20 protein-coding genes and 1 riboswitch are annotated in these 22,333 nt (G+C 59.6%); of the genes, 8 read left to right on the top strand and 12 right to left on the bottom strand.

Annotated elements, in window-relative coordinates; genetic code table 11:
• Nucleotides 1-206: 206 nt before the first annotated feature.
• Together msub_RS02460 and msub_RS02455 are read left to right on the top strand one after the other, a co-directional pair.
• Nucleotides 207-1,016, top strand: coding sequence for a type 1 periplasmic-binding domain-containing protein (locus msub_RS02460; RefSeq protein WP_227506615.1), 810 nt, complete (start codon nucleotides 207-209; stop codon nucleotides 1,014-1,016).
• Complete coding sequence (locus msub_RS02455) at nucleotides 1,009-2,952, top strand: response regulator (protein ID WP_048494553.1); 1,944 nt, start codon at nucleotides 1,009-1,011, stop codon at nucleotides 2,950-2,952. Before msub_RS02460 ends, msub_RS02455 begins: the two co-directional genes overlap by 8 nt.
• 73 nt (nucleotides 2,953-3,025) lie before the next feature.
• Here msub_RS02455 and gorA read toward each other — a convergent pair whose 3' ends face one another.
• The 11 genes from gorA to gspE all read right to left on the bottom strand — a co-directional run bounded on the left by gorA (nucleotide 3,026) and on the right by gspE (nucleotide 12,904).
• Entirely contained in the window at nucleotides 3,026-4,387 is a 1,362-nt protein-coding gene (gene gorA, locus msub_RS02450; protein ID WP_048494552.1) for a glutathione-disulfide reductase, read from the bottom strand.
• 24 nt (nucleotides 4,388-4,411) lie between these two features.
• Nucleotides 4,412-5,083: a GNAT family N-acetyltransferase gene (locus msub_RS02445; RefSeq protein WP_048494551.1), complete on the bottom strand. Its 672-nt coding sequence runs from the start codon at nucleotides 5,081-5,083 to the stop codon at nucleotides 4,412-4,414.
• 55 nt (nucleotides 5,084-5,138) lie between these two features.
• The gene (gene gspM, locus msub_RS02440; protein WP_048494550.1) at nucleotides 5,139-5,669 is read right to left on the bottom strand and encodes a type II secretion system protein GspM; all 531 of its coding nucleotides are present in this window, start codon (nucleotides 5,667-5,669) and stop codon (nucleotides 5,139-5,141) included.
• Nucleotides 5,670-5,673: 4 nt separating this feature from the next.
• Nucleotides 5,674-6,978, bottom strand: coding sequence for a type II secretion system protein GspL (gene gspL / locus msub_RS02435; protein ID WP_048494549.1), 1,305 nt, complete (start codon nucleotides 6,976-6,978; stop codon nucleotides 5,674-5,676).
• 2 nt (nucleotides 6,979-6,980) lie between these two features.
• Nucleotides 6,981-7,991 (bottom strand): type II secretion system minor pseudopilin GspK, encoded by a 1,011-nt coding sequence (gene gspK, locus msub_RS02430; protein ID WP_227506614.1) that lies wholly within the window; start codon nucleotides 7,989-7,991, stop codon nucleotides 6,981-6,983.
• 3 nt (nucleotides 7,992-7,994) lie between these two features.
• Nucleotides 7,995-8,756 carry a type II secretion system minor pseudopilin GspJ gene (gspJ, locus tag msub_RS02425; RefSeq protein ID WP_048494548.1) on the bottom strand — a complete coding sequence of 254 codons (762 nt, stop codon included), beginning with the start codon at nucleotides 8,754-8,756 and terminating at the stop codon, nucleotides 7,995-7,997.
• A complete protein-coding gene (gspI, locus tag msub_RS02420; protein WP_048494547.1) occupies nucleotides 8,756-9,127 on the bottom strand; it encodes a type II secretion system minor pseudopilin GspI in 372 nt (123 codons plus the stop codon). The genes gspJ and gspI overlap by 1 nt, the downstream gene beginning before the upstream one ends.
• Nucleotides 9,124-9,654, bottom strand: coding sequence for a type II secretion system minor pseudopilin GspH (gene gspH, locus msub_RS02415; protein WP_048494546.1), 531 nt, complete (start codon nucleotides 9,652-9,654; stop codon nucleotides 9,124-9,126). The genes gspI and gspH overlap by 4 nt, the downstream gene beginning before the upstream one ends.
• Before the next feature lie 5 nt (nucleotides 9,655-9,659).
• A complete protein-coding gene (gene gspG / locus msub_RS02410) occupies nucleotides 9,660-10,103 on the bottom strand; it encodes a type II secretion system major pseudopilin GspG (protein WP_227506613.1) in 444 nt (147 codons plus the stop codon).
• Nucleotides 10,104-10,180: 77 nt separating this feature from the next.
• Nucleotides 10,181-11,392, bottom strand: a complete 1,212-nt coding sequence (gene gspF / locus msub_RS02405) for a type II secretion system inner membrane protein GspF (protein WP_048494545.1) — start codon at nucleotides 11,390-11,392, stop codon at nucleotides 10,181-10,183.
• A gap of 3 nt (nucleotides 11,393-11,395) precedes the next feature.
• Nucleotides 11,396-12,904: a type II secretion system ATPase GspE gene (gspE, locus tag msub_RS02400; RefSeq protein WP_048494544.1), complete on the bottom strand. Its 1,509-nt coding sequence runs from the start codon at nucleotides 12,902-12,904 to the stop codon at nucleotides 11,396-11,398.
• Nucleotides 12,905-13,069: 165 nt separating this feature from the next.
• Between gspE and msub_RS02395 the strand changes: the two genes are divergently transcribed.
• From msub_RS02395 to msub_RS02375, 5 genes are all read left to right on the top strand, one after another.
• On the top strand, nucleotides 13,070-13,720 hold the full coding sequence (locus msub_RS02395; RefSeq protein ID WP_048494543.1) for a type II secretion system protein N: 651 nt from the start codon (nucleotides 13,070-13,072) through the stop codon (nucleotides 13,718-13,720).
• 8 nt (nucleotides 13,721-13,728) lie between these two features.
• On the top strand, nucleotides 13,729-14,388 hold the full coding sequence (locus tag msub_RS02390; protein ID WP_048494542.1) for a transglutaminase-like cysteine peptidase: 660 nt from the start codon (nucleotides 13,729-13,731) through the stop codon (nucleotides 14,386-14,388).
• 125 nt (nucleotides 14,389-14,513) lie between these two features.
• Nucleotides 14,514-16,118, top strand: coding sequence for an FAD-binding oxidoreductase (locus tag msub_RS02385; RefSeq protein WP_048494541.1), 1,605 nt, complete (start codon nucleotides 14,514-14,516; stop codon nucleotides 16,116-16,118).
• Between the two features lie 26 nt (nucleotides 16,119-16,144).
• Nucleotides 16,145-17,743, top strand: a complete 1,599-nt coding sequence (locus msub_RS02380) for a glycerol-3-phosphate dehydrogenase/oxidase (protein ID WP_082146383.1) — start codon at nucleotides 16,145-16,147, stop codon at nucleotides 17,741-17,743.
• Entirely contained in the window at nucleotides 17,733-19,292 is a 1,560-nt protein-coding gene (locus tag msub_RS02375; RefSeq protein WP_048494539.1) for an FGGY-family carbohydrate kinase, read from the top strand. The genes msub_RS02380 and msub_RS02375 overlap by 11 nt, the downstream gene beginning before the upstream one ends.
• Here the strand turns inward: msub_RS02375 and msub_RS02370 are convergent.
• A complete protein-coding gene (locus msub_RS02370) occupies nucleotides 19,273-20,493 on the bottom strand; it encodes a D-amino acid dehydrogenase (protein WP_048494538.1) in 1,221 nt (406 codons plus the stop codon). The two genes, msub_RS02375 and msub_RS02370, sit on opposite strands and share 20 nt — an antisense overlap.
• Before the next feature lie 163 nt (nucleotides 20,494-20,656).
• A riboswitch (glycine riboswitch) is annotated at nucleotides 20,657-20,755 on the bottom strand.
• Nucleotides 20,756-20,859: 104 nt separating this feature from the next.
• Between msub_RS02370 and msub_RS02365 the strand changes: the two genes are divergently transcribed.
• A complete protein-coding gene (locus tag msub_RS02365) occupies nucleotides 20,860-22,332 on the top strand; it encodes a DUF3336 domain-containing protein (RefSeq protein ID WP_048494537.1) in 1,473 nt (490 codons plus the stop codon).
• Nucleotide 22,333: the final 1 nt, after the last annotated feature.

Below are 22,333 nucleotides of genomic sequence, written 5' to 3'. Positions count from 1 at the left end.
AGGGACAAGTCTTAACCCAGGATGGTATGACAACGCACACATATTGGTTTGCATCATTGATTTGGACGGCACGCAGGCTCGCTCGAGACTACTTGCCCTCTATGATCCTGCTGCCGCTAATATTACTGGGCCTCGCCAGTCAACCTCTATCGGCGGGGGAAACCATCCCGCAAACCGTATACTTCGTGGGGTCTGGCAATGACGCGTTGGACCAACACATCAAAAATCTGCTTGTTGAGCATCTGGATGAACAGATCTCGCTTGAGGCCATCGGCGTTGACCAGGTCGCGGCGGTCACAGACTCGGTGGTGATCACCATCGGATCGAGCGCATTCTCCAGAGTCAGACAGGCAAACCCTGATGCGCCGATTGTTTCCCTGCTGACCGAACGCGACTTCCTGGACGACTATGCCATCCGGGCGCCGGGCCAGATTTCCGGAGTTTTTTACGACGTGCCGCTGATTCGGCAGGCGCTGACGGGGAAGGCCATCCTTCCCCAGGCAACCGACATTGCCCTGCTTGCCACTCCGGAATCCGTTGAGCTGTACCAGCCACTCATTGACCAGCTTCCGGCCTATGGAATGTCAGCGAGGGTGTTCCTGGTGGATGACAGGGACAGCCTGATCCCCACGCTGGTAAGGGCACTGGGCTATGGCGACTTCCTGCTGGCGGCGCCGGACAGCGCCATCTACAACCCCAGAACCATCAAACACATCCTTCTGACAGCCTATCGCCGGAACAAGATTGTTATCGGCCCAACCCAGGCTTACGTGCAGGCAGGATCGCTGGCTTCAAGCTACGCACCTTTTTCGGAAATCGTCCAGTTGGCGAGCGAGTTTGTCGAAACCTACCAGAAGACGGGGAAACTCCCGCTTCCCTCCTATCCCCGGCAGTATAAAGTGGCCATCAACAAGCAGGTCGGGCGCTCCCTGAATATCCCCCTGCCGGATCGGGAGGAGATCGCCCGTACGGTCAATCAGTACCTGGACACCAACGGGGAGACTTCCGATGAATAACAGTCCCAGGCAACAGCGCCCGCTGTCCAGGAAACTGCTGTTACTCGGTGCCCTTCCTGCCGTTGTCATGTTCATTGTGCTGATGTCGTTCTTTACGTCGGCCAGGCTCGAAGACGCCCGACGGGATCTGTCCGAGAGTAGCCAAATGCTTGCAGACAGCCTTGCGCCGGCTCTTGAATACGCGGTTGTCTCGGGCAACGCAAACGCGCTGGATCAGATTCTGTCCCGTTCCCTGAGACGGAGCAGGGCGGACTGGATACGGGTGTCCGATGTTATTGGTGAGCAGATCGGCTTCGTGTCTCATGGGCCAGTCAAACTGCAGGACGATCCCGAGGGTTATCAGGTTTATGAAGCAGAAATCCTCCAGCAACCACTGGAAATTGGTTCAGAACGCGCCACGGAGTGGTTTGAGCCGGATTATGGCTTTGGCTCGGGCGCACTGCGAGTCGGTACAGTACAGGTAGGTGTCAGCACGGATGTGCTGGCTGACCGACGCCAGGACATTATCTGGACCTCCATGGCGGTAGGTTTGGCGCTGCTTCTGTTCACTATCCTGATCATCAATCATTTCCTGAGCGCTATTCTCTCTCCTATCCGCGACCTCGCGGGCAGGATTGGCAAATTGACCGACGGCGATTATCAGGAACGACCGCTGGATACCCATCAGACCTCCCGGGAGGTTGTCGCCATCGAGAGACAGCTGAACCAGTTGGCAACCCACCTGGCAGACTTGAAGGCCGCCAGGGACCAGACTCTGGCGGCGTCTGAAAGCATGCGCGAAAAAGCAGAAATGGCCAGCCAGGCGAAATCCGAGTTTCTTGCAACGATGAGCCATGAGCTGCGTACACCCCTCAACGGAGTGCTCGGCATGGTTGATCTGGTCCAGGAAGAGCCGCTCAGCACCCGCCAGCGCGATTACCTCACCACGGCACGCCAGTCCACCGAGGACCTGTTGACGGTGATCGGCGACATTCTCGACTATTCCCGGATTGACAGCGGAATACTGGAGCTGGAAACCCAGGAGTTTGACCTCAGGCAGCTCATTTCGAACTGCACCGCCACCTACCGGCACGTGGCGGAACAGCAGGGTCTGGCCCTGAACCTCAAGTTCTATGGCGACTGGCCCGATACACCCCGGGTAACGGGGGATCCGGCGCGCCTTCGACAGGTGCTCGCTGGGCTCATCGATAATGCCATCAAGTTTACCGGAGACGGCTTTATCAATATCCAGGCCGGCTGTGTTGCCCTGGACGAGAACTGCCTCATTCTGAACTGCTCTGTGAGCGACTCCGGTTCGGGCATTCCGGCTGAGCGGCTGGGCGACATTTTTAAATCCTTCGAACAGCTTGACGGCGGCAATGCCCGGCAGCATGGCGGCACGGGAATGGGGCTATCGCTGGCGCAGCGCCTGGTGGAGCTGATGGGCGGTCATATACAGGTTGAGACCGACCTCGGAAAAGGCTCGTCGTTCCGTTTTGAGCTGCCCTTCGAGCTCGCCAATTCCCGAACCCAGGCGGCTTCAGTCAGCGTCCAGCCGAGGGAAACGGTCAACGGCGTCAGCCATGCTCTGGTCGTGGAGGACAACCCGGTGAACCAGCGAGTTGCCACAGCCATGCTCAACCGGCTGGGCTTTGTTACCGATTCTGCCAGCAATGGCAAGGAAGCTCTGGAGAAGGTAACGACCAATCACGCCGGCTACGATGTAATCCTGATGGACTGCCAGATGCCGGTCATGGATGGTTATGAGGCCACCCGATACATCCGGGAGTGGGAACAGAGTAACGGCCAGTCAGGTACACCAATCATTGCCCTGACCGCCGATGTGCTCGCAGGTACTGAAAAAAGCTGCCTTGACTGTGGGATGAACGATTATCTGGCCAAGCCAGTCAGGAAGGAAAACCTGCGCGAAGCCCTGAGCCGTTGGCTGCAGCTCTGAAGGAGGGTTGGCGCCCTTCCCTGGGCGCCTGATAGAGATTACGGGAACCTGCAAGTGGAGATGCCAGGCAGGTTCAGGCCACCGGCTCCCTCATGGTGACAAACTCCTCCGCTGACGTCGGATGAATCCCCAGCGTGGCGTCAAACTGGGCCTTGGTGGCACCAGCCTTGATGGCTACGGCAAGCCCCTGGGTTATCTCGCCGGCATCCGGCCCGACCATATGGGCGCCGAGGACCTTATCGGTTTCGTCGTCCACCACCAGTTTCATCAGGCTCCGTTCCTCGCGGCCACTGAGGGTGTATTTCATCGGGCGGAACTCGGACCGGTAAATCCGAAGGCGGTGCCCTGCCTCCCGGGCCTGCTCTTCGGTCAGGCCAACGGTACCAATGTTGGGCTGGCAGAACACCGCCGTCGGAATCGCCGAATAATCCATGTCGCCCTGGCCGTCTCCAAACAGGCGCCTGCTGAGCACCATGCCCTGCGCCAGCGCCACCGGAGTCAATTGCGGAGTACCAATCACGTCACCCAGTGCGGTAATTGAGGGAACCGCGGTCTGGAAATGGTCATCGACGACCACATGGCCGGAGGCACTCAGTTGGACCCCCAGATCGGTAAGCCCCAACCCGTCGACCAGAGCCCGCCGCCCGGTTGCCGCCATTACCAGGCCGGTTTCCATCACCTCGCCGTTACTTAGCTGAACCCGGTAATGGGCATTGTCAGCCTCCACCGATTCGATGGTTACGCCGAACTGGAGATTGATCCCCTTCTTGCGCATTTCCTGTTCCGTGAACCTGCGGATATCACCGTCGAAACCGCGAAGGAACAGATCTCCCCGATACAGCAGCGTGGTCTCCACCCCAAGCCCGGCCAGAATGCCGGCAAACTCAACAGCAATATAGCCACCGCCCCACACAACGGCCTGCTTGGGCAACTGGGGCAGGTAGAACATTTCGTTGGAGGTGAGAATGCATTCCTTGCCGGGAACGTCCGGAACGACCGGCCAGCTTCCGGTTGCCACGGTGATGTGCTTTGCCGTGTAGGATTGGTCGCCAACCACCACCGTATGGGCATCGGCGAGCGAGGCCGTTCCGTCGATAATGGTAACCCCGGCATTTTCAAGCAGGCGGCCGTAAATGCCGTTCAGGCGTTCAATCTCGGCATTCTTGTTGGCGACCAGTTTGGGCCAGTCGAAACTGACGTCATCCAGCGGTACCTTCCAGCCGTAACCGGCGGCGTCTTCCAGTTCATCGTGAACGTGGGCGCCATAGACAAACAGCTTTTTGGGCACACACCCCACGTTGACGCAGGTTCCCCCGAGGTACCGCGATTCGACGACAGCAACCGAGGCGCCACGCTGGGCAGACATCCGGGCCAGTCGAACCCCACCGGAGCCCGCTCCGATAACAATCAGATCAAAATCCCGCTGTTCAGACACAGCTTCTCCCGTTAAGAGTTACAATCAGGTTTGGCCTGTTGCGGCCGCTTTGGTCTCCGGGGCCACTTCCCGGAACAATATGTGATCCTCGAAATCTCCTAGCCGGATCTTGCCAAGGCTCCGGAACCCTTCGGATTCGTAGAACGGCAGATATCGGCTGTTTCCGGTATCCAGTACCAGCCCGCTGCCCTGCGGATTTTCTGCACAAAGCCTTTCCACTGTTTTCAGCAACAACCGGCCGTAGCCCCGGTTCTGGTATTTGGGGTTCACTCCCATCAAAGGCAGTTGATGGGCCTGGGGCTGCGGCAGCATGTCGCGGATTTTCTCATGGTAATCCAGATAGCGGCGCGTAGAGGCAAAGCCGGTGGTCAGCACCATACGGATGCGCCAACTGAACTGGTCTGCCAGGTTCATCCGGAGCTCCGGATCACCGATGAACGCCACGGCAACGAGGGTGTCGTTGACCATCACCCCGATGGCGTCCTGATTGAGCTCGATATACAGGTCAATCAGCTCCCGGACCGTGGCCCGAACTCGCTGGTCATACCCCGGACGGCGGTGATCAAACAGATACTGGAAGGTCGGTTCGTTCCGGTAAGCATGAAAAAGTATGGATCTGGCTTCATTGCGCGCGCTGTCGTCCAGGCGAACAATGGCCGGCTCGGGTTGGTTCCTGTTGTCGCTGCCCTCGCTCATCGCTTTCCTCTCCTGCGTCAGTTCCGGGCACCGGCCCGGAATCTGTTATTCAGAATCAGATGGTCAGTGTAAGGCGGGCGGACACCCACCCGGGCTCACTGGCCCTGTCCAGGGCCGCCTGATCAACTGTTACGCCATGGTTCGTTTTCAGATTCTCAAGCCACGCTGCAACCTGTGCGAACGGGACATTTTCAAGCCAGACCCGAATGGCACCCTCACCGCCCGGCTCAAAACGCTGCAGTGAGAGGCCAGCTTCATCGGCAGACCGGGTAACCAGCGCCATCAACGCGCGACCGTCTTCTGGCTTGTCTGCGACCGCCGATCCGCTGCTGCCACCGGAATTACCGAGCCGCTTGATGGTCTGTTCGTTGGCCTGCACCCAGGCCAGCAGCTCGGCGGCATTATTCCGGGCACTCAACGACTGATCATAAAAGTCCGCCGACGGGCGCCACACCGCAAAGTAAAGAATGCCGACAAAGACCGCGAGCGCAAGTACCATCAGGGCCTGCTGGTCTCGCCTTGGTAACTGGTCGTACTGGGCAATCAGTTTGCCCACCGCCGGCTGATCCTTGATTCTGGAAAGCATGACCTTAACCCCCGGAGACAGTCAGGCGACCGCGGGCGCCAGTGGATTCATTCACTACCGAGCCGATCTGGGCCTCAAGCCCCTTGCTGGCAAGGCCGTTACGCAGGGCGCTGAGGCGTTCGTAGCTGTCGGCCCGCACATCCACAATCAGTTCGCCCCGGGAACGGCTATAATTGACCGAATTGAAATTAACCGACTGGCTGCCTGGCAAGCGCGCGTACTGCTCGCCGGTGTACTCCATCAGCGTAATAAAGCCCATTTCCGGGCCACTTGTGCCGGCCACTCTGAGCTGCCCCTCAATCACCCGCCTGACATTGCCGGCATGGGTCCGGCGGTCAGTGGGAAAGGCTTCCCGGTAGATAGCCATGGCATTGCTTTCCAGCGCTTCGGCCTGGTCCTGATAATAGAACCCCATGCCCGCCTGCAGGGTTACCTGAATGGTAAACCAGACCGCAGCTACCGCAATAAGAGGCTTCCAGGGTTTCAGCGGGCTGGTTTTGCCAGACATCACCGAAAACAGTCCCTGGCAAAGATTGACCGGCTCACACAGGTGGTGGTGATGGGCGTAGGCCAGCAGTTCAAGCGGCATCAGTTCGATGATTTCCTGTTGAACCGCAAGGCGACCAGACGCCTCCAGCTCACCAATACCCGCCTGGTGAAGCGAAAACTCCGCGTTGGTACCGTAAAGCGTGACAGGGATTTCCACCACCACTTCCTCCGCGGAGGGGGCCGCAAGCGTGTGCACGAACATGCCAAGGTTGGCCGATTGCATGCTCAGCCACTCTCCCCGATTGCTGACCATCATCGCGGTATCGCCATCCAGGCAGATCGACCACCCGCCGGCGGTGTGCGGTAAAAGAGACGCATCGGCAAAAATCGCGTCAAGCTGAACGTGATCCCAGCCACTGAACAGCGTCATCCACTGTGCCATGCGCCCACGGTCAATTGCGGCAACTCGAAAGCCCTGGTCGGTATGGCTGCCCAGTGCCAGATGAACCGCATCAATATCCTGGGCAATCTGCTCTTCAACGGCGTAGGGCAATGCCTGCTGGATAAAGCGAGTTTGCCTGGCGGGAATGTCAGCCAGGCAGAACAGAGCCTCCTCGCCCGGAATCAGGCCAATCAGCAGTACATTGTCCAGGGCGTTCTGGCCAAGAGTCTGCTCAATGTTAACGCGGCTGTCTCCCGTACCATGGGCCTGAATGTCGCCACTGGCATCGTGCAGCACCCAGTTGAACATCTGGGCATGGGGGTCCTGATCAGCGTCCGCGAACGGCGGTGTCGGGCGGACATAAAGGCGGTACGACATGGCTATCCTTCTGAAACGGTATAAGGTTCTTTGGTGATTCGGTTTTTCTGCCCGATATCCCTGTGAACCGTTCGGACTTCTCCTTCCGGGTTCCGGTAAACGGTACTGACCATATTCACGACCCGGTTATCGTAGGTAATCCTCGAGGCAACTTCAAAAAAGCGGGTCTGCAAACCCAGGCCGGCGGAATTGAGCCCCAGGCCGGCAAACTCCGGCAATGCCAGGAAGTCCTGAAGATTCTCGAAAGGATCTTCTTCCCGCTTCTCAAGAATAGACTTAGCCTGGGCATCCGTCAGTTCTTCATGAAGCGAGCGAATGACCATCGCCGTGGCGGTATTCACGTTAATGCCGGCGCCGAACACCGGAAGCGCAGCGACATGGGGCCTCAGGGCCTGATAGATTTCCTCGGTCATGCCTTCGATCAGGCGAAGTTCGGTCACGCTGGTAAAGGGCTGATTCCCGGCACGGTAGCCGGGGTCGGCCATCAGGTACTGGCCGTCCTCGGCGCCATAGGCCGTCACTGTCTGGTCGTTCGGGTCAATCCAGTCGATCAGCGAGTCGACCGATACGGCGGTAATTCCCAGGGCGGCAAACAGCCGAACAAAACGGTCGCGGGCCAACGTATTAACCTGGCCGCTGGCGTCAACCAGATCATTCAGATTCAGGCGCCCACCAAGACCATCGATCTGTACCTCGGCGACACCGTTTTCATCCAGCGGTAAAACAGCGGCGTTGGCGGCCCAGAATTCTTTCAGGGTGTCGACCATCTGGCTGTCTTCCTTGTCTTCTTCGAAATCCCGGCGCAGAACCTGTCGCGCAAAGGCCTCGGCACCGAGGGCAATGCTCTGGCCCTGTTGCTGGGCCAGATAGTGCCCGGCCTTGAAAACCCGGATGCTCTGTTGCTGGGTCATTCCTGACGCAAGCATCACCACCAGGGCCATGGCAAGAAGTACCATAATCAACGCCACGCCACGCTGGTTATTGCCGGCAACACCGGAGCCGTTCTCTACCACGGGTCAGCCCCCCTGCTCCGGAACGCCTTCGGTCGCGCCGGCGGGTTCTTCCGGGGTTTCCTCTGGCTCTCCGTTCATCTGGTTGGCCTGATTGATGGCGCCCTGGGCACCGGCCGGATCGAAGTCCGGCAGTACGAAAGTTCTGACCAGCGTACCGAAGCGCTCATGCTCAAGGGTGATTTCAATTCCAAGTGGCAATGGTATGTCCGGCCGGCTTCCCGGCGTGAGGCCGGCCAACACCTCGTCGGTCGGCCATTCCGGCTGCCAGTTGCGATTGTCATCAAGAAACCGGATATCGAAACGTTTAACGCCCTCAAGCAGCAACAGGTCTCGACTGTTTTCTTCCTGGCCCTGATCCACCATCGGCCAATAGCGCCGGCGCAGTTCGCTGCCGGTGTATTCCCAGGCAACACGCTGCAGGCCGCTGCGCCGGATACCCAGTGGGTTGCGCCAGCCCTGGCGGGTCAGTAGTAGCGCGAATGCATCTTCACGACTGGAAAGCGCCGGCTTGAAATCGCCATAGATATCCCGGGCGGGCCGGTTCACAACCTGCAACAGGTCCCGTTCGAGCAGCAGCATGGAGCGCTGCAGGCCGCTGAACTGCTCCGCCAGCTCATTCACGCGGTCACGGGAGCCCACCACGCCGCTTATCACCTGCCACACCCCCAGGCCGATCACCGCCGTAATTGTGACGGCAATCAGCACTTCCAACAGGGTGAAGCCGCGTTCGGATCGGGAAACCGGTTGAGAATGCGCCAGGGCCATCACTTCCCCACGAAGGCAGAAAGAGTGTGAACCGGCACCGGCTCCGGACGATCGTCCAGATAAAGTGCCACCGTGACCTCAACGCGTCGCATACTGGGCTCCGCTGTCGCCGCAACCACCGTTGTTACCTGCCATCGGTGGGGGCCATAATCGGTATCCCGGGAGTTTTCCGAGATTCCGGGAAGCGCCTCCTCCAGACGAATCTGGTTGATCTGGTTATCGGCCAGCCAACTAGCCAGGGTTTTATCCCGGATTCTTTCATAACTGGAGATATACTGGCTGCCTACCTGGGCTGCGGCGGCCGCAATCAGGCTGAAAACAAGCAGCGCGACCAGCACCTCGATCAGTGTAAAGCCCTTCTGCGGCCTCACTCCTGGCTCCCATCGTCGCCCGGTTTGCGCCATTCCATGGGCGATAGACCATCGGAGGCCAGTATGTGCCGATAATCCGACCCGCGACCAATGGTGAATTCCAGCTCGAAAGGCGTGGTTTCGCCACTGGAAAAGAACACCACATCGGGCAACAGGCGATCTTCAGACGAGGCCAGCCTGGGTATATCGCTCTCAATGAACTTGGTTACGGTGAGCCATTCCGGCAGGCTACGGGCGCGAAACAGGCGCTCTCCCGAGGCTTTCCAGTCCCCCGACTGATCCTGGAACGCCACAAACTGGTAGCCATCCTCGTCCAGGCGAAGGCCCAGTTCCTGATTATTGAGAACGGCTTGCTCCGACGCGGTTTGCATCAGCAGGTAAAGTTCCTGAACTTCATTTTCCAGTTCGCGCTGCTGGGAACTTCCCCCCATGGTAAATATGGCGAGTGACGCCAACAGCCCCACCACCACAAGAACAACCAGAATTTCAATCAGGGTGAAACCGGTATGCCGGGCGCTGAACTGCACAAGGGTTAGCCCTGGGTATCCCAGACACTGATATCCGCAGCGTCGCCTTCGCCGCCCGGTTGTCCGTCGGAGCCGTAGGAATAGAGATCATAGGGGCCTTCGGTTCCGGGGCTCACATACTGGTACTGTGCGCCCCAGGGGTCTTCCGGAACGCTTTTCAGGTAGCCGTCAGGGTTCCAGTTATTCGGCTCCGGGCTGCCCGTCGGTTTCGAGACCAGTGCTTCCAGGCCCTGCTGAGTCGACGGGTAATGACTGTTATCGAGGCGGTAGAGATCCAGCGCGTTGGCAATATTGCTCAACTGGGTTTCCGCAACCGTCACCTTGGCCTGATCACTGCGCCCCATTATATTCGGGGCAACAATCGCCACCAGGAGACCCAGGATAACCATAACCACCATGATTTCGATCAGCGTAAAACCACGGCTGTGCTTCGGTGTGTTCAATTTCATGCTCGTCATTATCTCACTCGTCATTGGCTTGGATTCCATTCAGTTCGGGCCAGTCTCCTGAAAGCCCGGCGCGGGTTCTAACCCACCAGACTACTCATGTTCAGTATCGGGAGCATGATGGCCATCACAATAATCAGCACGACCACGCCCATCACCAGCAGCATCATCGGCTCAAACAGCCCCACGATGGCGGCGATCTTCGCTTGCAGGGTGTTTTCCTGCATCCGCGCGGTCCGCTCAAGCATGCTGTCCAGTTCGCCACTGGCCTCTCCGCTGGCAATCATGTGCAGCATCATGGGCGGGAAATAACCGGTCTGGTCCAGTGAGCGATGCAGCGAGCCACCCTCACTGACCTTTCGGGCCGCGTCCCGGAGTTCCTGGCGCAGGAAATCGTTTGAAAGAACCTCACCGGCAATGCGCATCGCCTCCACCAGGGGCACGCCACTGGTGGTCAGGATGCTCAGGGTACTGGCATAACGCGCCGTGTTCACCCCTCGTACCATCCCGGAAAACAGCGGTAAATGCAGTAATCGTTTGTGAAAGCGCATCCTGAAAGCAGGTTTGGCCAGGAAATAGCGGAACACCATCAATGCGCCCACCAGCAACACAAGAAGGTAGACACCATAATTCGCCAGAAATTCCGACATCACCAGCATGGCCCTGGTGAGCGTTGGCAATTCCTGCCCCTGCCTCAGAAATACCTCGATGATATCGGGCACGACATAGGTCAACAGGAAAACCACGATGGAGATGGCAACAATGCTGAGGATAATGGGGTAGATCGCAGCAAGCTGGATTTTCTGGCGTGCTTCCTGGCGGTTCTCGGTGTAATCCGCCAGCCGGTTGAGCACCAGATCCAGGTGGCCGGCATGCTCACCCGCCGCCACCGTGGACCGGTACAAGCGCGGAAAGGCCTTCGGAAACTCGCTGAGGCTGTCGGCCAGCGTATAGCCTTCCATGACCTTGGCCCGTATGGCGATCAGCATACTGCGAATTCGGGGCTTGGACGACTGCTGGGACGCTGCAGAAAGCGCCTGTTCAATGGGAATGCCGGACTGGATCAACGTAGCCAACTGTCGGGTCACCAGGGCCAGGTCCGCTGCCGCAAGTGACCCGCGGCTGCTTAACGGATTATTGCGCGCCTGCTTTTCAACCGCCGGCTCCACTGCGAGCGGGGTCAGCCCCTTATCCCGGAGTTGCTGGCGAACCGCCCTGGGCGCATCGGCTTCGAGCACGCCGTGTTTCTGCTTGCCCCGGGCATCCAGCGCCTTATATTCGTATGCGGGCATGAATTACTGGCCCCGGTGAGTAACGCGGAGCACTTCTTCCACCGTCGTCACACCATCAAGTATTTTCTGGACACCATCGGCGTGAATGCTCGGGCCATGCTGGCGGGCAACCCGCTCCAGATCCAGCTCCCCTGCCCGTTTGTGGATCAGTGAACTGATTTCCTCCGAGATTTCCACCACCTCATAGATACCAATTCGGCCGCGATAGCCCAACTGGTTACAGTGGGAGCAGCCGGCCGCCCGATAAATCGTCGGTGGGTTGGCGGGATCCTGTTGCAGGAACTCGCAGTGTTCCTCCGTGGGCAAATACGGCTCCCGGCACTCCTTGCACAGTACCCGCACCAGTCGCTGGGCGACAATACCCACCAGACTTGAAGAAATCAGGAAGGGTTCGATGCCCATGTCCATCAGGCGGGTGATGGCACCAACCGCTGTATTCGTGTGCAGGGTGGACAGTACCAGGTGCCCCGTCAGACTCGCCTGCACAGCGATTTCCGCGGTTTCCAGATCACGGACTTCCCCGATCATCACCACATCCGGATCCTGCCGGAGAATGGCGCGCAGCCCACGGGCGAAGGTCATGTCCACCTTGGTGTTGACCTGGGTCTGGCCGATACCCGGGAGGTTGTATTCAATAGGATCCTCAACGGTGAGGATGTTCCGGCTGCGGTCGTTGATCTCCTGCAGGGAGGCATACAGCGTGGTGGATTTACCGGAACCAGTCGGGCCGGTTACCAGCAGAATGCCGTAGGGCCGGTAAATCAACCTGCGCAGTACCTTCAGGTCCCGCCCCGCCATGCCGAGTGATTCCAGGCGAATAGTGCCGGCCTGTTTGTCCAGCAGACGCAGAACCACCCGCTCGCCGCTGGACGACGGCATGGTGGACACCCGGATATCCACTTCGCGCCCGGCCACCCGCAGGGCAATCCGGCCGTCCTGGGGCACCCGTTTCTCGGCAATATCCAGCTTGGCCATGACCTTGATCCGCGACACCAGCAGCGGCGCCAGTGCGCGCTTGGGTTCCACCACTTCGCGCAATACGCCATCCACCCGGAAGCGAACCACCAGCCTTTTTTCATAGGTCTCGATGTGCACGTCCGAGGCACTGGTCTTCACCGCTTCTGTCAGGATGGCGTTGATCAGCCGAATGATCGGAGCGTCGTCCTCCTGCTCCAGCAGATCTTCAGTTTCCGGAACGGAATCCGCCAGTGACGCCAGGTCCATGTCGTCGCCGATCCCTTCCACCATCTGCATGGCTTCTGCCGAATCGTTCTGGTAGGCCGAGTTCAGGGCCTGATCAAAACGGCCAGGCTCGATCGTGGCAAAACGGGCCCGCCCACCACTGATGCGGTTGGCTTCGGCCAGCGCCGAATGGGATGCGCCCGGCCGGACCAGGATGACCGGCTCGCCAGCCTCTGAACGAGTGAGGATGACCCCGTTGCGCTTGGCAAAGGTAAAGGGTAGACGGCCCAGCGGAGCATCCTGAGGCTGAAGTTCAGTATCTGTGGTCAAGGTCGTCCTCGTTAATGAAACCCTTTTCGATTCAATCAATTCAGAAAGGCTACCACAGGATATGGACCCGCTGAATAACTCTATACACTATACTGCCAATAAAACGTTGCAGTCTGATAACCTGTGAGCTTTTTCCGGCTCACAAACTCGCATTCAGGATGATCAATGCTCCCAAACAACGACCGGCTGCCCCTGATTCTCGCACTTGTTGCAGGGGTAGCTATGGTGGCTCTGACAGCCTGGCAGGGCTATCACTTCTGGCAAATGGAAAGCCAGCAAGGCAAGGCCGACGCCATGAAACCGCTGGCTTCCCGGTCTGCGCCTTCCCGCCAGCCACCACAGGTAAATCTGGCCTCTCTGGACCTGTTTGGCTCTGCTGCCGCGCAGAACGGGCCATCAGTCGCCGATACCGAGAACCTGCCCGAAACCAACCTGCGGTTGTTCCTGCGCGGGGTCCTGGCCGCCGATGGCGATTTCCCCGGCAGCGCACTGATCGAGGATGACAAGAGCAACACCGAAGCCTATCTGGTGGGCGATGAACTTCCCGGCAATGCTACGCTTCGGTCGGTGCACCCACATCGGGTCATCATTGAACGGGCCGGCAAACTTGAGAACCTGTATTTCCCGGAGCCGGACAGCAGCGACGGCATGTCATTTACCGCAGGTATAGAAACACAGTCGGCCACCCCCGATCCGTCCGCAGCTCCCGACACGACCTCGAGCGCGCCGGCCACCGCCCCAGGCGATGATCAGCGCCGTGAGGAAATCCGCCGGCGCCTTGAACAGCTCAGGGAACGCCTCCGGAACAATAACTAAGATCTGCCATGGAAACGGCCGCCCACCCTACCCGCCGCCGTTTCAGCCTGTTGCCTGTGCTTTTCCTGGTCTTTGCCGTGGGGGCATTCGAGCTCAGCTCACGCCTGATGGAATACGTACGCGAAGAATTTGGCCCCCAGGCGCAGCAGCGGCTGGAAAACTGGCAGCGTCTCCAGGATCTGGCAAACAACGCCCCGATCGACCGCCAGCTCAAACTGGTCAATTCCTTCTTCAACCGGGCCAACTTCGTCAGCGACATCCGCCACTGGGGTGAGGAGGACTACTGGGCAACTCCCGTGGAATTGCTCACCACCAATGGCGGCGACTGCGAAGATTTCTCCATTGCCAAGTATCTGACCCTCAAGTCCATGGGTGTGCCGGATGCACAAATGCGTATTGTCTACGTCAAGGCCCTGGAGCTGAACCAGGCGCATATGGTGCTGGCCTGGTATCCAGAGCCGGACGCCGACCCGTTGATTCTGGACAACCTTATAAACGAGATTAAGCCTGCTTCACAACGAATTGATCTTGAACCGGTTTACAGCTTTAACGGCGAGGGCCTCTGGCTTAACAAATCCGGTGGTGAACGGGAGCGAATCGGTGAGGCCGACAAGCTCTCCCGATGGCAGGAGCTAAACAGCCGGCTGTCCGAATCGCTGCGCCCCTGAAATACCCTGGTGGCTGGAGCCTTTGGCGGAAAATGACAGTGCCTCTGGCGTCAACCGACAACCGGGCGCCCTGCAACTTGTATAGACTGGTCTCACATTCATGGTAACTCCGGGAGAACAACCAAGTGCGACGCTGGAATGGCTGGGGCGATGAGACATTCAATCTGGCAATGCCGGAACAGGGCCAGGCATTTCTGGCGGATAGGATCGGCAACGGCAGCCCGCTGGCTGACGCAAGCCTGGAGTCGGTTTGTGCGAGGGTGCCGGAAACCCGCCTGTCTCCCGGGCCGGAACTTCATGACCTGATTGACACGCGCCCGGAAACCCGGGTGAGACATGCCCGGGGCCAAAGCCTCGCCGACTGGCTGGCGATGCGCAGCGGTGAGTTCGGGGTGTTCCCGGACGGCGTCGCCTGCCCGGCGTCCAACGAAGAGGTCCGGCAACTGCTTGCCTGGGCCGCCAAGGAGAATATCAACCTGGTGCCCTACGGCGGCGGCACCAGCGTTGCAGGGCATATCAATCCCGTCGACAACGGCCGGCCCGTGCTGACCGTGGCCATGGGCAGGATGAATCGCCTGCTGGACCTGGACCCGGACAGCCAGATTGCCACCTTTGGCGCCGGCACGCCTGGCCCGCTGGTGGAATCCCAGCTTCGTGCCCACGGCTTTACCCTCGGCCATTTCCCGCAATCCTTCGAGCTGTCTACCATCGGCGGCTGGGTGGCGGCCCGGTCCAGTGGCCAGCAATCCCTGAGATATGGCCGCATCGAGCAACTGTTTGCCGGAGGGCGGGTCGAGACCTTACAAGGCACCCTCACACTACCCACCTTTCCTGCCTCCAGCGCCGGCCCGGATATCCGGGAAATGGTGCTCGGCTCCGAAGGCCGGCTGGGCCTGATTACCGAAGTGAAGGCGCGGCTAACCCGGCTTCCGGAACATGAGAGCTTCCACGTGGTTTTTTTCCCGGACTGGGACAGTGCCCGCACCGCCAGCCGGTTGCTGGTGCAGAATCGCACCCAGCTGTCCATGCTCCGCCTCAGTAATGCCGTAGAGACAGAAACCCAACTGGCCCTGGCCGGCCATTCCCGGCTGATCGGCATGCTTGAGCGGCTGCTCTCGCTCCGGGGCGCGGGCGAAGCTAAATGCATGATGACCTTCGGCGTTACCGGAAGCCGGCAGCAATGCCAGAACGCCCTGCAGGAAGCGCGGCGCACCTGCAAGGCTCACAAGGGGGTTTATACCGGTACCCGGCTTGGTGACAAGTGGGCGGCAAAGCGGTTCACCATGCCCTACTTCCGGGAGGCCCTCTGGCAGATGGGCTATGCCGTCGATACGCTGGAAACCGCAACCGACTGGGACAATGTCGATAACCTGTTGGGGCTTATCGAAACCAACCTCCGGGACGGCCTGGCAGACCGGCAGGAAAAGACCCACGTGTTCACCCATCTGTCGCACTTCTACAGCCAGGGCTGCAGCATCTACACTACCTACGTGTTCCGGGTAGGCAACCGCTACGAAGAAACCCTGGCGCGCTGGCAAAAGCTCAAGACCAGCACCTCTGAACTGATTGTCGCCAACCGGGGCACCATCAGTCATCAACATGGTGTTGGCAAGGATCATGCTCCCTTCCTGCCCGTGGAAAAAGGGGAACTGGGCATGCTGGCTATCCGCTCGCTGTGTAGCACCTTTGACCCGGACGCCATCCTGAACCCGGAAACCCTGGTGAAATGAGCGACAGGCTGAAGGGGAGACCTAGCATGACCCGGGCGGAAGCGCTTGATGCGTTGCGCACAGGCAGCGACAAATTTGATGTGGTGGTGGTCGGTGGTGGCATCACCGGCGCCGGCGTGGCCCGGGAAGCTGCCGGCAGTGGCCTGCGCACCCTGCTGATTGAGCAAAAAGACTTTTCCTGGGGCACTTCGAGCCGTTCCTCCAAAATGGTCCACGGTGGCCTGCGCTATCTCGGCAGCGGGCATTACGGGCTTGCCCGGGACGCCGTGCGCGAGCGGGAGCGGCTGATGGCCGAAGCCCCGGGCCTGGTGGACCCGCTGCGTTTTATCATGCCCCACTTCAAAGGGCAGTTTCCGGGGCCCCGGCTGTTCCAGGCCCTGCTCCGGGTTTACGATGCCATCGCACGCAACCGCAGCAGGCACTATCTGACCCCGAGCGATTCCATGCTCTGGGTGCCGGGCCTGACCGGAGAGAAACTCGCGGGTGCCAGTGGCTTCACCGATGCGGTAACCGACGACTCACGGCTGGTTCTGCGCCTGATTGCCGAGGCCCGGCGGGACGGCGCCCTGTGCCTGAACTACACCCGGGCCCTGGAGTTAACGCGCACCGCCGGCCAGGTTTCCGGCTTGCGGGTTCAGCCGGAGGAAAACGGCACGCCCATCGAGATCTCGGCGCCGCTGGTGATCAATGCCACCGGCGCCTGGGCCGATCGGCTGCAATCCGGCGACGAGTCCTCCAACACCATGAAAATCCGGCCCCTGCGCGGCAGCCATCTGGTGCTGCCCTGGTCCCGCCTGCCGGTTTCCTGTTCGGTCTCGCTGTTTCATCCGCAGGATCGTCGCCCGGTTTTCGCCTTTCCGTGGCTGGGAACCACCGTTCTTGGCACAACCGACCTTGATCACGAAGGCAGCCTGGACAAAGAGCCGGTGATTTCTGAGGCGGAAACCGCCTACCTGCTTGAGATCGCCTCACGACTGTTTCCCGGCAGCCCCATCTGCCGGGGCGACATACTCTCCACCTGGGCAGGCGTGCGCCCGGTGGTTACCGACGGCACAGGCAAGGCACCGTCGAAAGAGAACCGGGAGCATGAATTGCGTGTTAATCAGGGCCTGATCAGCGTTGCCGGCGGCAAGCTCACCACCTTCCGGGTGATCGCCCGGGAAGCCCTCATACAGGGCCTTGGCGAGCATGCCAGGGAGGTTCTCCGAGCCGAATCCGAGCCCGTGTTCAAGCCAACAAGCGCCCTGACAAGACCGATGGCGGTAGGTCACCAGACCTGGCGAAGACTGCAGGGATTCTACGGGCCTGAGCTGGAACGGCTGATTGCATGCGGGCCCATGGAGCCGGTCACACCAGGCAGTGCTAATGATTGGCTCTGGGCAGAACTCTGCTGGGCCTGCCAGAAAGAAGACGTAATGCACCTGGACGACCTGTTATTGCGAAGAACCCGGTTGGGGCTCGTGCTGCCTGAGGGTGCCAGGGCCCTGTTACCGGAGATCCGCGAGCGCTGCCAGTCACTGCTCGGCTGGGATGACCAACACTGGGAACAGGAAGAGGCCCGCTACCTCGGGATTTACCAGAACGCCTATTCGCTGACGCCCGGGGAGGCCGTCAATGCCTGCTGAGCCACTGATCCTGGCGATCGACAACGGCACCCAGAGTGTCAGGGCCCTGCTTTTCGATGCCCGGGGCAATCTGGTGGGCAAGGGCAAGCAGGAAATTGAGCCCTATTTTTCGACAGAACCTGGCTGGGCCGAACAGCACCCGGACTACTTCTGGGCGCAGCTCGGTAAAGCCTGCAAACTGCTCTGGGACTCCACCACCGCAAGCCCGGACCAGGTTGCCGGTGTCACGGTCACCACCCAGCGTGGCACCGTCATCAACCTGGATGAAAACGGTCAAGCCCTGCGGCCAGCCATTATCTGGCTGGACCAGCGCCATGCAAAGGTTGAGGGCCCGGTCAAAGGCCCCTGGGGATGGCTGTTCAAGCTGGCCCGTCTCGAGGACACGATTAACCGCTTTCGCGAGAAAACCCAGGCCAACTGGATTGCCCAGAATCAACCGGAGATCTGGGCCAGAACCCGGCATTTCCTGTTGCTTTCCGGCTATCTTAATTATCGGCTGACAGGCGAGTTCAAGGATTCCACCGGCAGCCAGGTGGGGTATCTGCCCTTTGACTACAGGAAACACCGCTGGGCCGGCGCCAGGGACTTCAAATGGCAGACTATGCCGGTCAAGCGTTCGATGCTTCCGGAGTTGGTGCCGCCCGGCCAAACACTCGGGCATCTGACCGACGAAGCCTGCCGGCACCTGGGCCTTGCCAAAAGCCTGCCGGTAATCGCCGCCGCCTCCGATAAAGCCTGCGAAATTCTCGGCTCCGGCGGGCTGACGCCAGAGATCGGCTGCCTGAGCTATGGCACCACCGCCACCATCAATACCACCAGCCAAAGATACGTGGAGCCGATCCGGCTGATGCCGCCCTACCCCTCGGCGCTGCCCCGCCACTATTCCACGGAAGTGATGATCTACCGGGGTTTCTGGATGGTGAGCTGGTTCAAGCGGGAATTCGGCCTGCGCGAGCGGAAAATTGCCGAACAACGGGGCATTGAACCAGAAGCGCTGTTCGATGAACTGGTCAAGGCCGTTCCGCCGGGCTCGATGGGCCTGATGTTGCAACCCTATTGGTCACCGGGTGTTCGCCAGCCGGGGCCGGAAGCCAAAGGCTCGATCATCGGGTTCGGGGACGTTCACACCCGCTCCCACATTTACCGCGCAATCCTGGAAGGTCTTGCCTACGCGCTGCGGGAGGGAAAAGAAAAAATCGAAAAGCGAAGCGGCGTGAAGATCACGAAATTGCGAGTGGCTGGCGGTGGCTCCCAGAGTGATGCGGCCATGCAGTTAACCGCCGATGTGTTCGGATTACCGGCCGAAAAGCCTCACACTTATGAGACCTCCGGGCTCGGTGCCGCCATAGACGCGGCTGTGGGGCTGGGCCTGCATCCGGATTTCGACTCTGCCGTGGCAAACATGACCCGGGTTGGCGACGTTTTCCATCCCAACGAAGAAACCCGGGCGCTTTACCAGCAGCTCTACTCCGAGGTTTACCTGAAGATGTACCCCCAGCTTCAACCTCTGTACCGGAAAATCCGGGAGATTACCGGTTATCCCCGGTAACGCTTTCAGCAACCAGTTCGGCGGTAATTGCCGAGAGCGTCCAGCCAAGATGCCCGTGACCGGTGTTGTAGAACACGGTTGGCAGGCGCCCCGGCCCGACCCTCGGCATCATATTCGGCAACATCGGCCGCAATCCGGCCCAGGGAACCACCTTGCGGGTACAGACTCCCGGGAAGCATTGCTCCACCCAGCGGGTCAGCGGGCGGATCCGGTCATCCTTGATATCGCGGTTGTAACCGCTGAACTCGGCGGTACCGGCAACCCGGAAACGACCATCACCAAGGCGGCTGGTTACAATCTTGGTGGCATCATCCAGCAGGCTGACTGTTGGCGCGGCCTTTTGTGACGCTTCGTCGTCCAGTTCCACGGTGATGGAATAGCCCTTCACCGGATAGATATTCACCCGGTCACCCAGTTTTTTGGCGAGTCCGCGACTACCAACGCCGGCACAGATCACCACGCCATCGAAGGTATCCCGGGATTGCTCGGTGCCATCGTGAACGGTAACCCAGGCGTTACGCTCATCGGCGCTCAGTTCGGTCACCGTGTGGCCATAGCAGGTTTTAACGCCCAGGCGCTGGATGGCGTCGGCCAGGCCGTTGGTGAATTTGTGGATATCGCCGGTGGAATCACTCTCGGTGAAAAAGCCACCGTAATAGGTGCCGGCCAGGGTCGGCTCGATGGATTTCATTTCCTCCGGAGTAACCGAACGGCGCTCCAGGCCACCCGCGGCTAGTAGGCGTGACACTTTGGCCGCGTGGTCAAAGCCGGCTTTATCCCGATAGATGTGCAGAATGCCCTGCTTCTTGAGATCGAAATCAATGCCCTCTTCCTGCGCCCAGGCAAACAGGTGATCGCGGGCAGCGATCGCCAGACGGGCAGTTTCCGTGGTGTTTTTCTCGTACTGGGGAATAGCAGCAATGAACTCGGCGAACCAGCTCAGCTTGTGCCAGGAAGGCTTCGGGTTGACCAACAGTGGCGCATCCCGGCGGGACATCCACTTGATGCCCTTCATGACGGTTTGCCAGTTGTTCCAGACCTCCGCGTTAGAGGCGGAGAGCTGCCCGCCGTTGGCGAAGGAGGTTTCCATCGCCGCGTAACGGTGTTTCTCGTAAACCGTAACGTCAAGCCCGCGCTTGGCAAGGGTGTAGGCTGTGGTAATACCGGTGATACCACCGCCAATGACTGCGATTCGCTTCATTCGAGTCTCCGTGAGCGCCCAGGGTTTCCTCTCTGCTCGAATTGGCAGAAAGCACCCCTTCCGTCACGGGACCTGAGAGATTCACGGGCGGTTTCAGCGAAACCGGCCGCTTGCTCCTTCGGTGTGCCGACTGACGCGATTGTCGACAACTCTTCGGAAAGTATTCATGTCAGCGGTCCTTTTGCCTGAGAGTTTCCGGGGCAGTTGCTCCTTCGGCGCTGACCGCATACTTGTGCGATTCAGTCTCTCCCGCAGACATGTCTGATTCGCACTGGGTGCAAATCAATGTGATTAAACATAGCAAATAACCCCGAGGCATGGAACCGGCCGCTGCACAGGCACGGCTGGATCGGTTAAGGTAAAGGCATGAAGCACACATCGAAAACCCGCCGACAATTGCAGCAGCAACTGGACCAGGCCGAAGACTACGGGCAATGGTGTGCCGCAGCCGCAGCACTGGACGAACTGGACGGCTTGCTTGCCTGGCGCGAGCAGGAAGAAACCGGGATGCTGCACGAAAGCCTTATGCGCCAGCATATGAGTCTGATGGAGCAGTGCCGCCAGGATGGCGATACCCGCCGCCTTATCCGGGTGCTGCAGGAAAGCCTCTACCGCCACCTTGGCGAACTGTCCAACCCGGATCTCTATGCAGTTGCACGCAGCGGCACCAATCGTCTGGTGGGGGAATTTCTGGATGCGGTCGAGATCTCCATGGCGTTCATCTGCGACCACCCCATTCCGGACGTCACCACCGCCCGCAAACTGAAACTGTTCCGGGATGCCGAGAGAGTCTACGGACGGCCAGCCCTGATGCTCAGTGGCGGCGCGGCTTTCGGCATTTACCACATCGGAGTAACCCGGGCACTCTGGCGCCAGGGCCTGCTACCGGACGTGATGGCCGGTTCCAGCATGGGAGCCATTGTGGCGGGCGCTATCTGCACCCGGGATGATCAGGAACTGGCCAACTTCTTTGAATACCCTGAGCGTATCCACGTGAATGCTTTCCGCTGGCTGGGTGTGACTGAAGCCCTGCGCGCAGGTCACGCCATGGATCCGCAACAACTGCAGAAACACATTCGATACAATCTCGGCAGCGCCAGCTTCAGAGAGGCTTACGAACACAGTGGCCGTACGCTGAATATCTCGGTCTCCCCCACCCGAACCCAGCAAAAGCCAAGGCTGCTTAACTGGCTGTCCTCACCTGCTGTGCTGGTGGACTCGGCGGTGATGGCCTCCTGTGCGGTTCCGGGTATTTTTCCGCCAGTGACACTTCGGGCCCGGGATTCAGATGGCGACAGCGGCAGCAGCGTGCCCTACATGCCCACCGAGAGCTGGATAGATGGCAGCGTGCATGGCGACCTGCCACTCATGAGAATGGCCCGTCTTCACAACGTGAACAAAACCATTGTGAGCCAGGCCAATCCCCATGTGGTGCCGTTCATCAGCAATCATGATCAAAGTGGCCTGACATCCTGGGCGAAACGGGCGGCGGTGTCCCTGGCACACGGCCAGCTTGCCACGGCGCTGAAACTGACTCGCCAGAGCCCACACCCTGGCATCATCCGGCCGCTTATCGAGCAGGCCAACGCCATGACCAGCCAGGAGTACCTCGGGGATATCAACATCCATTTCCCGGCAAAACCCTCGCTCTACCTCAAGGTACTTTCAAACCCCAGCCCGGAGGATCTGGAGATGTTCATTAACCTGGGGGAACAGGCCACCTGGCCAAGGCTGGCTATGATCAAGGACCAGACCCGCATCAGCCGGGCCTTTGATCGATGCATTCAGCGCCTGGAGGCGGATCTTGAAAAGGAGGACAAGGACACAACGGCCCAGTAAA

The sequence above is a fragment of the Marinobacter subterrani genome, from assembly GCF_001045555.1.
Classification (GTDB): Bacteria; Pseudomonadota; Gammaproteobacteria; order Pseudomonadales; family Oleiphilaceae; genus Marinobacter; species Marinobacter subterrani.
This window is presented reverse-complemented; position numbering and strand designations above follow the sequence as displayed.

Bases quoted from the DNA above. Each gene is read 5' to 3' on its own strand.
- msub_RS02455 (WP_048494553.1), top strand. From the start codon at position 1,009: ATGAATAACAGTCCCAGGCAACAGCGCCCGCTGTCCAGGAAACTGCTG.
- msub_RS02445 (WP_048494551.1), bottom strand. From the start codon at position 5,083: ATGAGCGAGGGCAGCGACAACAGGAACCAACCCGAGCCGGCCATTGTT.
- gspM (WP_048494550.1), bottom strand. From the start codon at position 5,669: ATGCTTTCCAGAATCAAGGATCAGCCGGCGGTGGGCAAACTGATTGCC.
- gspL (WP_048494549.1), bottom strand. From the start codon at position 6,978: ATGTCGTACCGCCTTTATGTCCGCCCGACACCGCCGTTCGCGGACGCT.
- gspJ (WP_048494548.1), bottom strand. From the start codon at position 8,756: ATGGCCCTGGCGCATTCTCAACCGGTTTCCCGATCCGAACGCGGCTTC.
- gspG (WP_227506613.1), bottom strand. From the start codon at position 10,103: ATGAAATTGAACACACCGAAGCACAGCCGTGGTTTTACGCTGATCGAA.
- gspF (WP_048494545.1), bottom strand. From the start codon at position 11,392: ATGCCCGCATACGAATATAAGGCGCTGGATGCCCGGGGCAAGCAGAAA.
- msub_RS02395 (WP_048494543.1), top strand. From the start codon at position 13,070: ATGCTCCCAAACAACGACCGGCTGCCCCTGATTCTCGCACTTGTTGCA.
- msub_RS02390 (WP_048494542.1), top strand. From the start codon at position 13,729: ATGGAAACGGCCGCCCACCCTACCCGCCGCCGTTTCAGCCTGTTGCCT.
- msub_RS02380 (WP_082146383.1), top strand. From the start codon at position 16,145: ATGACCCGGGCGGAAGCGCTTGATGCGTTGCGCACAGGCAGCGACAAA.
- msub_RS02375 (WP_048494539.1), top strand. From the start codon at position 17,733: ATGCCTGCTGAGCCACTGATCCTGGCGATCGACAACGGCACCCAGAGT.
- msub_RS02370 (WP_048494538.1), bottom strand. From the start codon at position 20,493: ATGAAGCGAATCGCAGTCATTGGCGGTGGTATCACCGGTATTACCACA.
- msub_RS02365 (WP_048494537.1), top strand. From the start codon at position 20,860: ATGAAGCACACATCGAAAACCCGCCGACAATTGCAGCAGCAACTGGAC.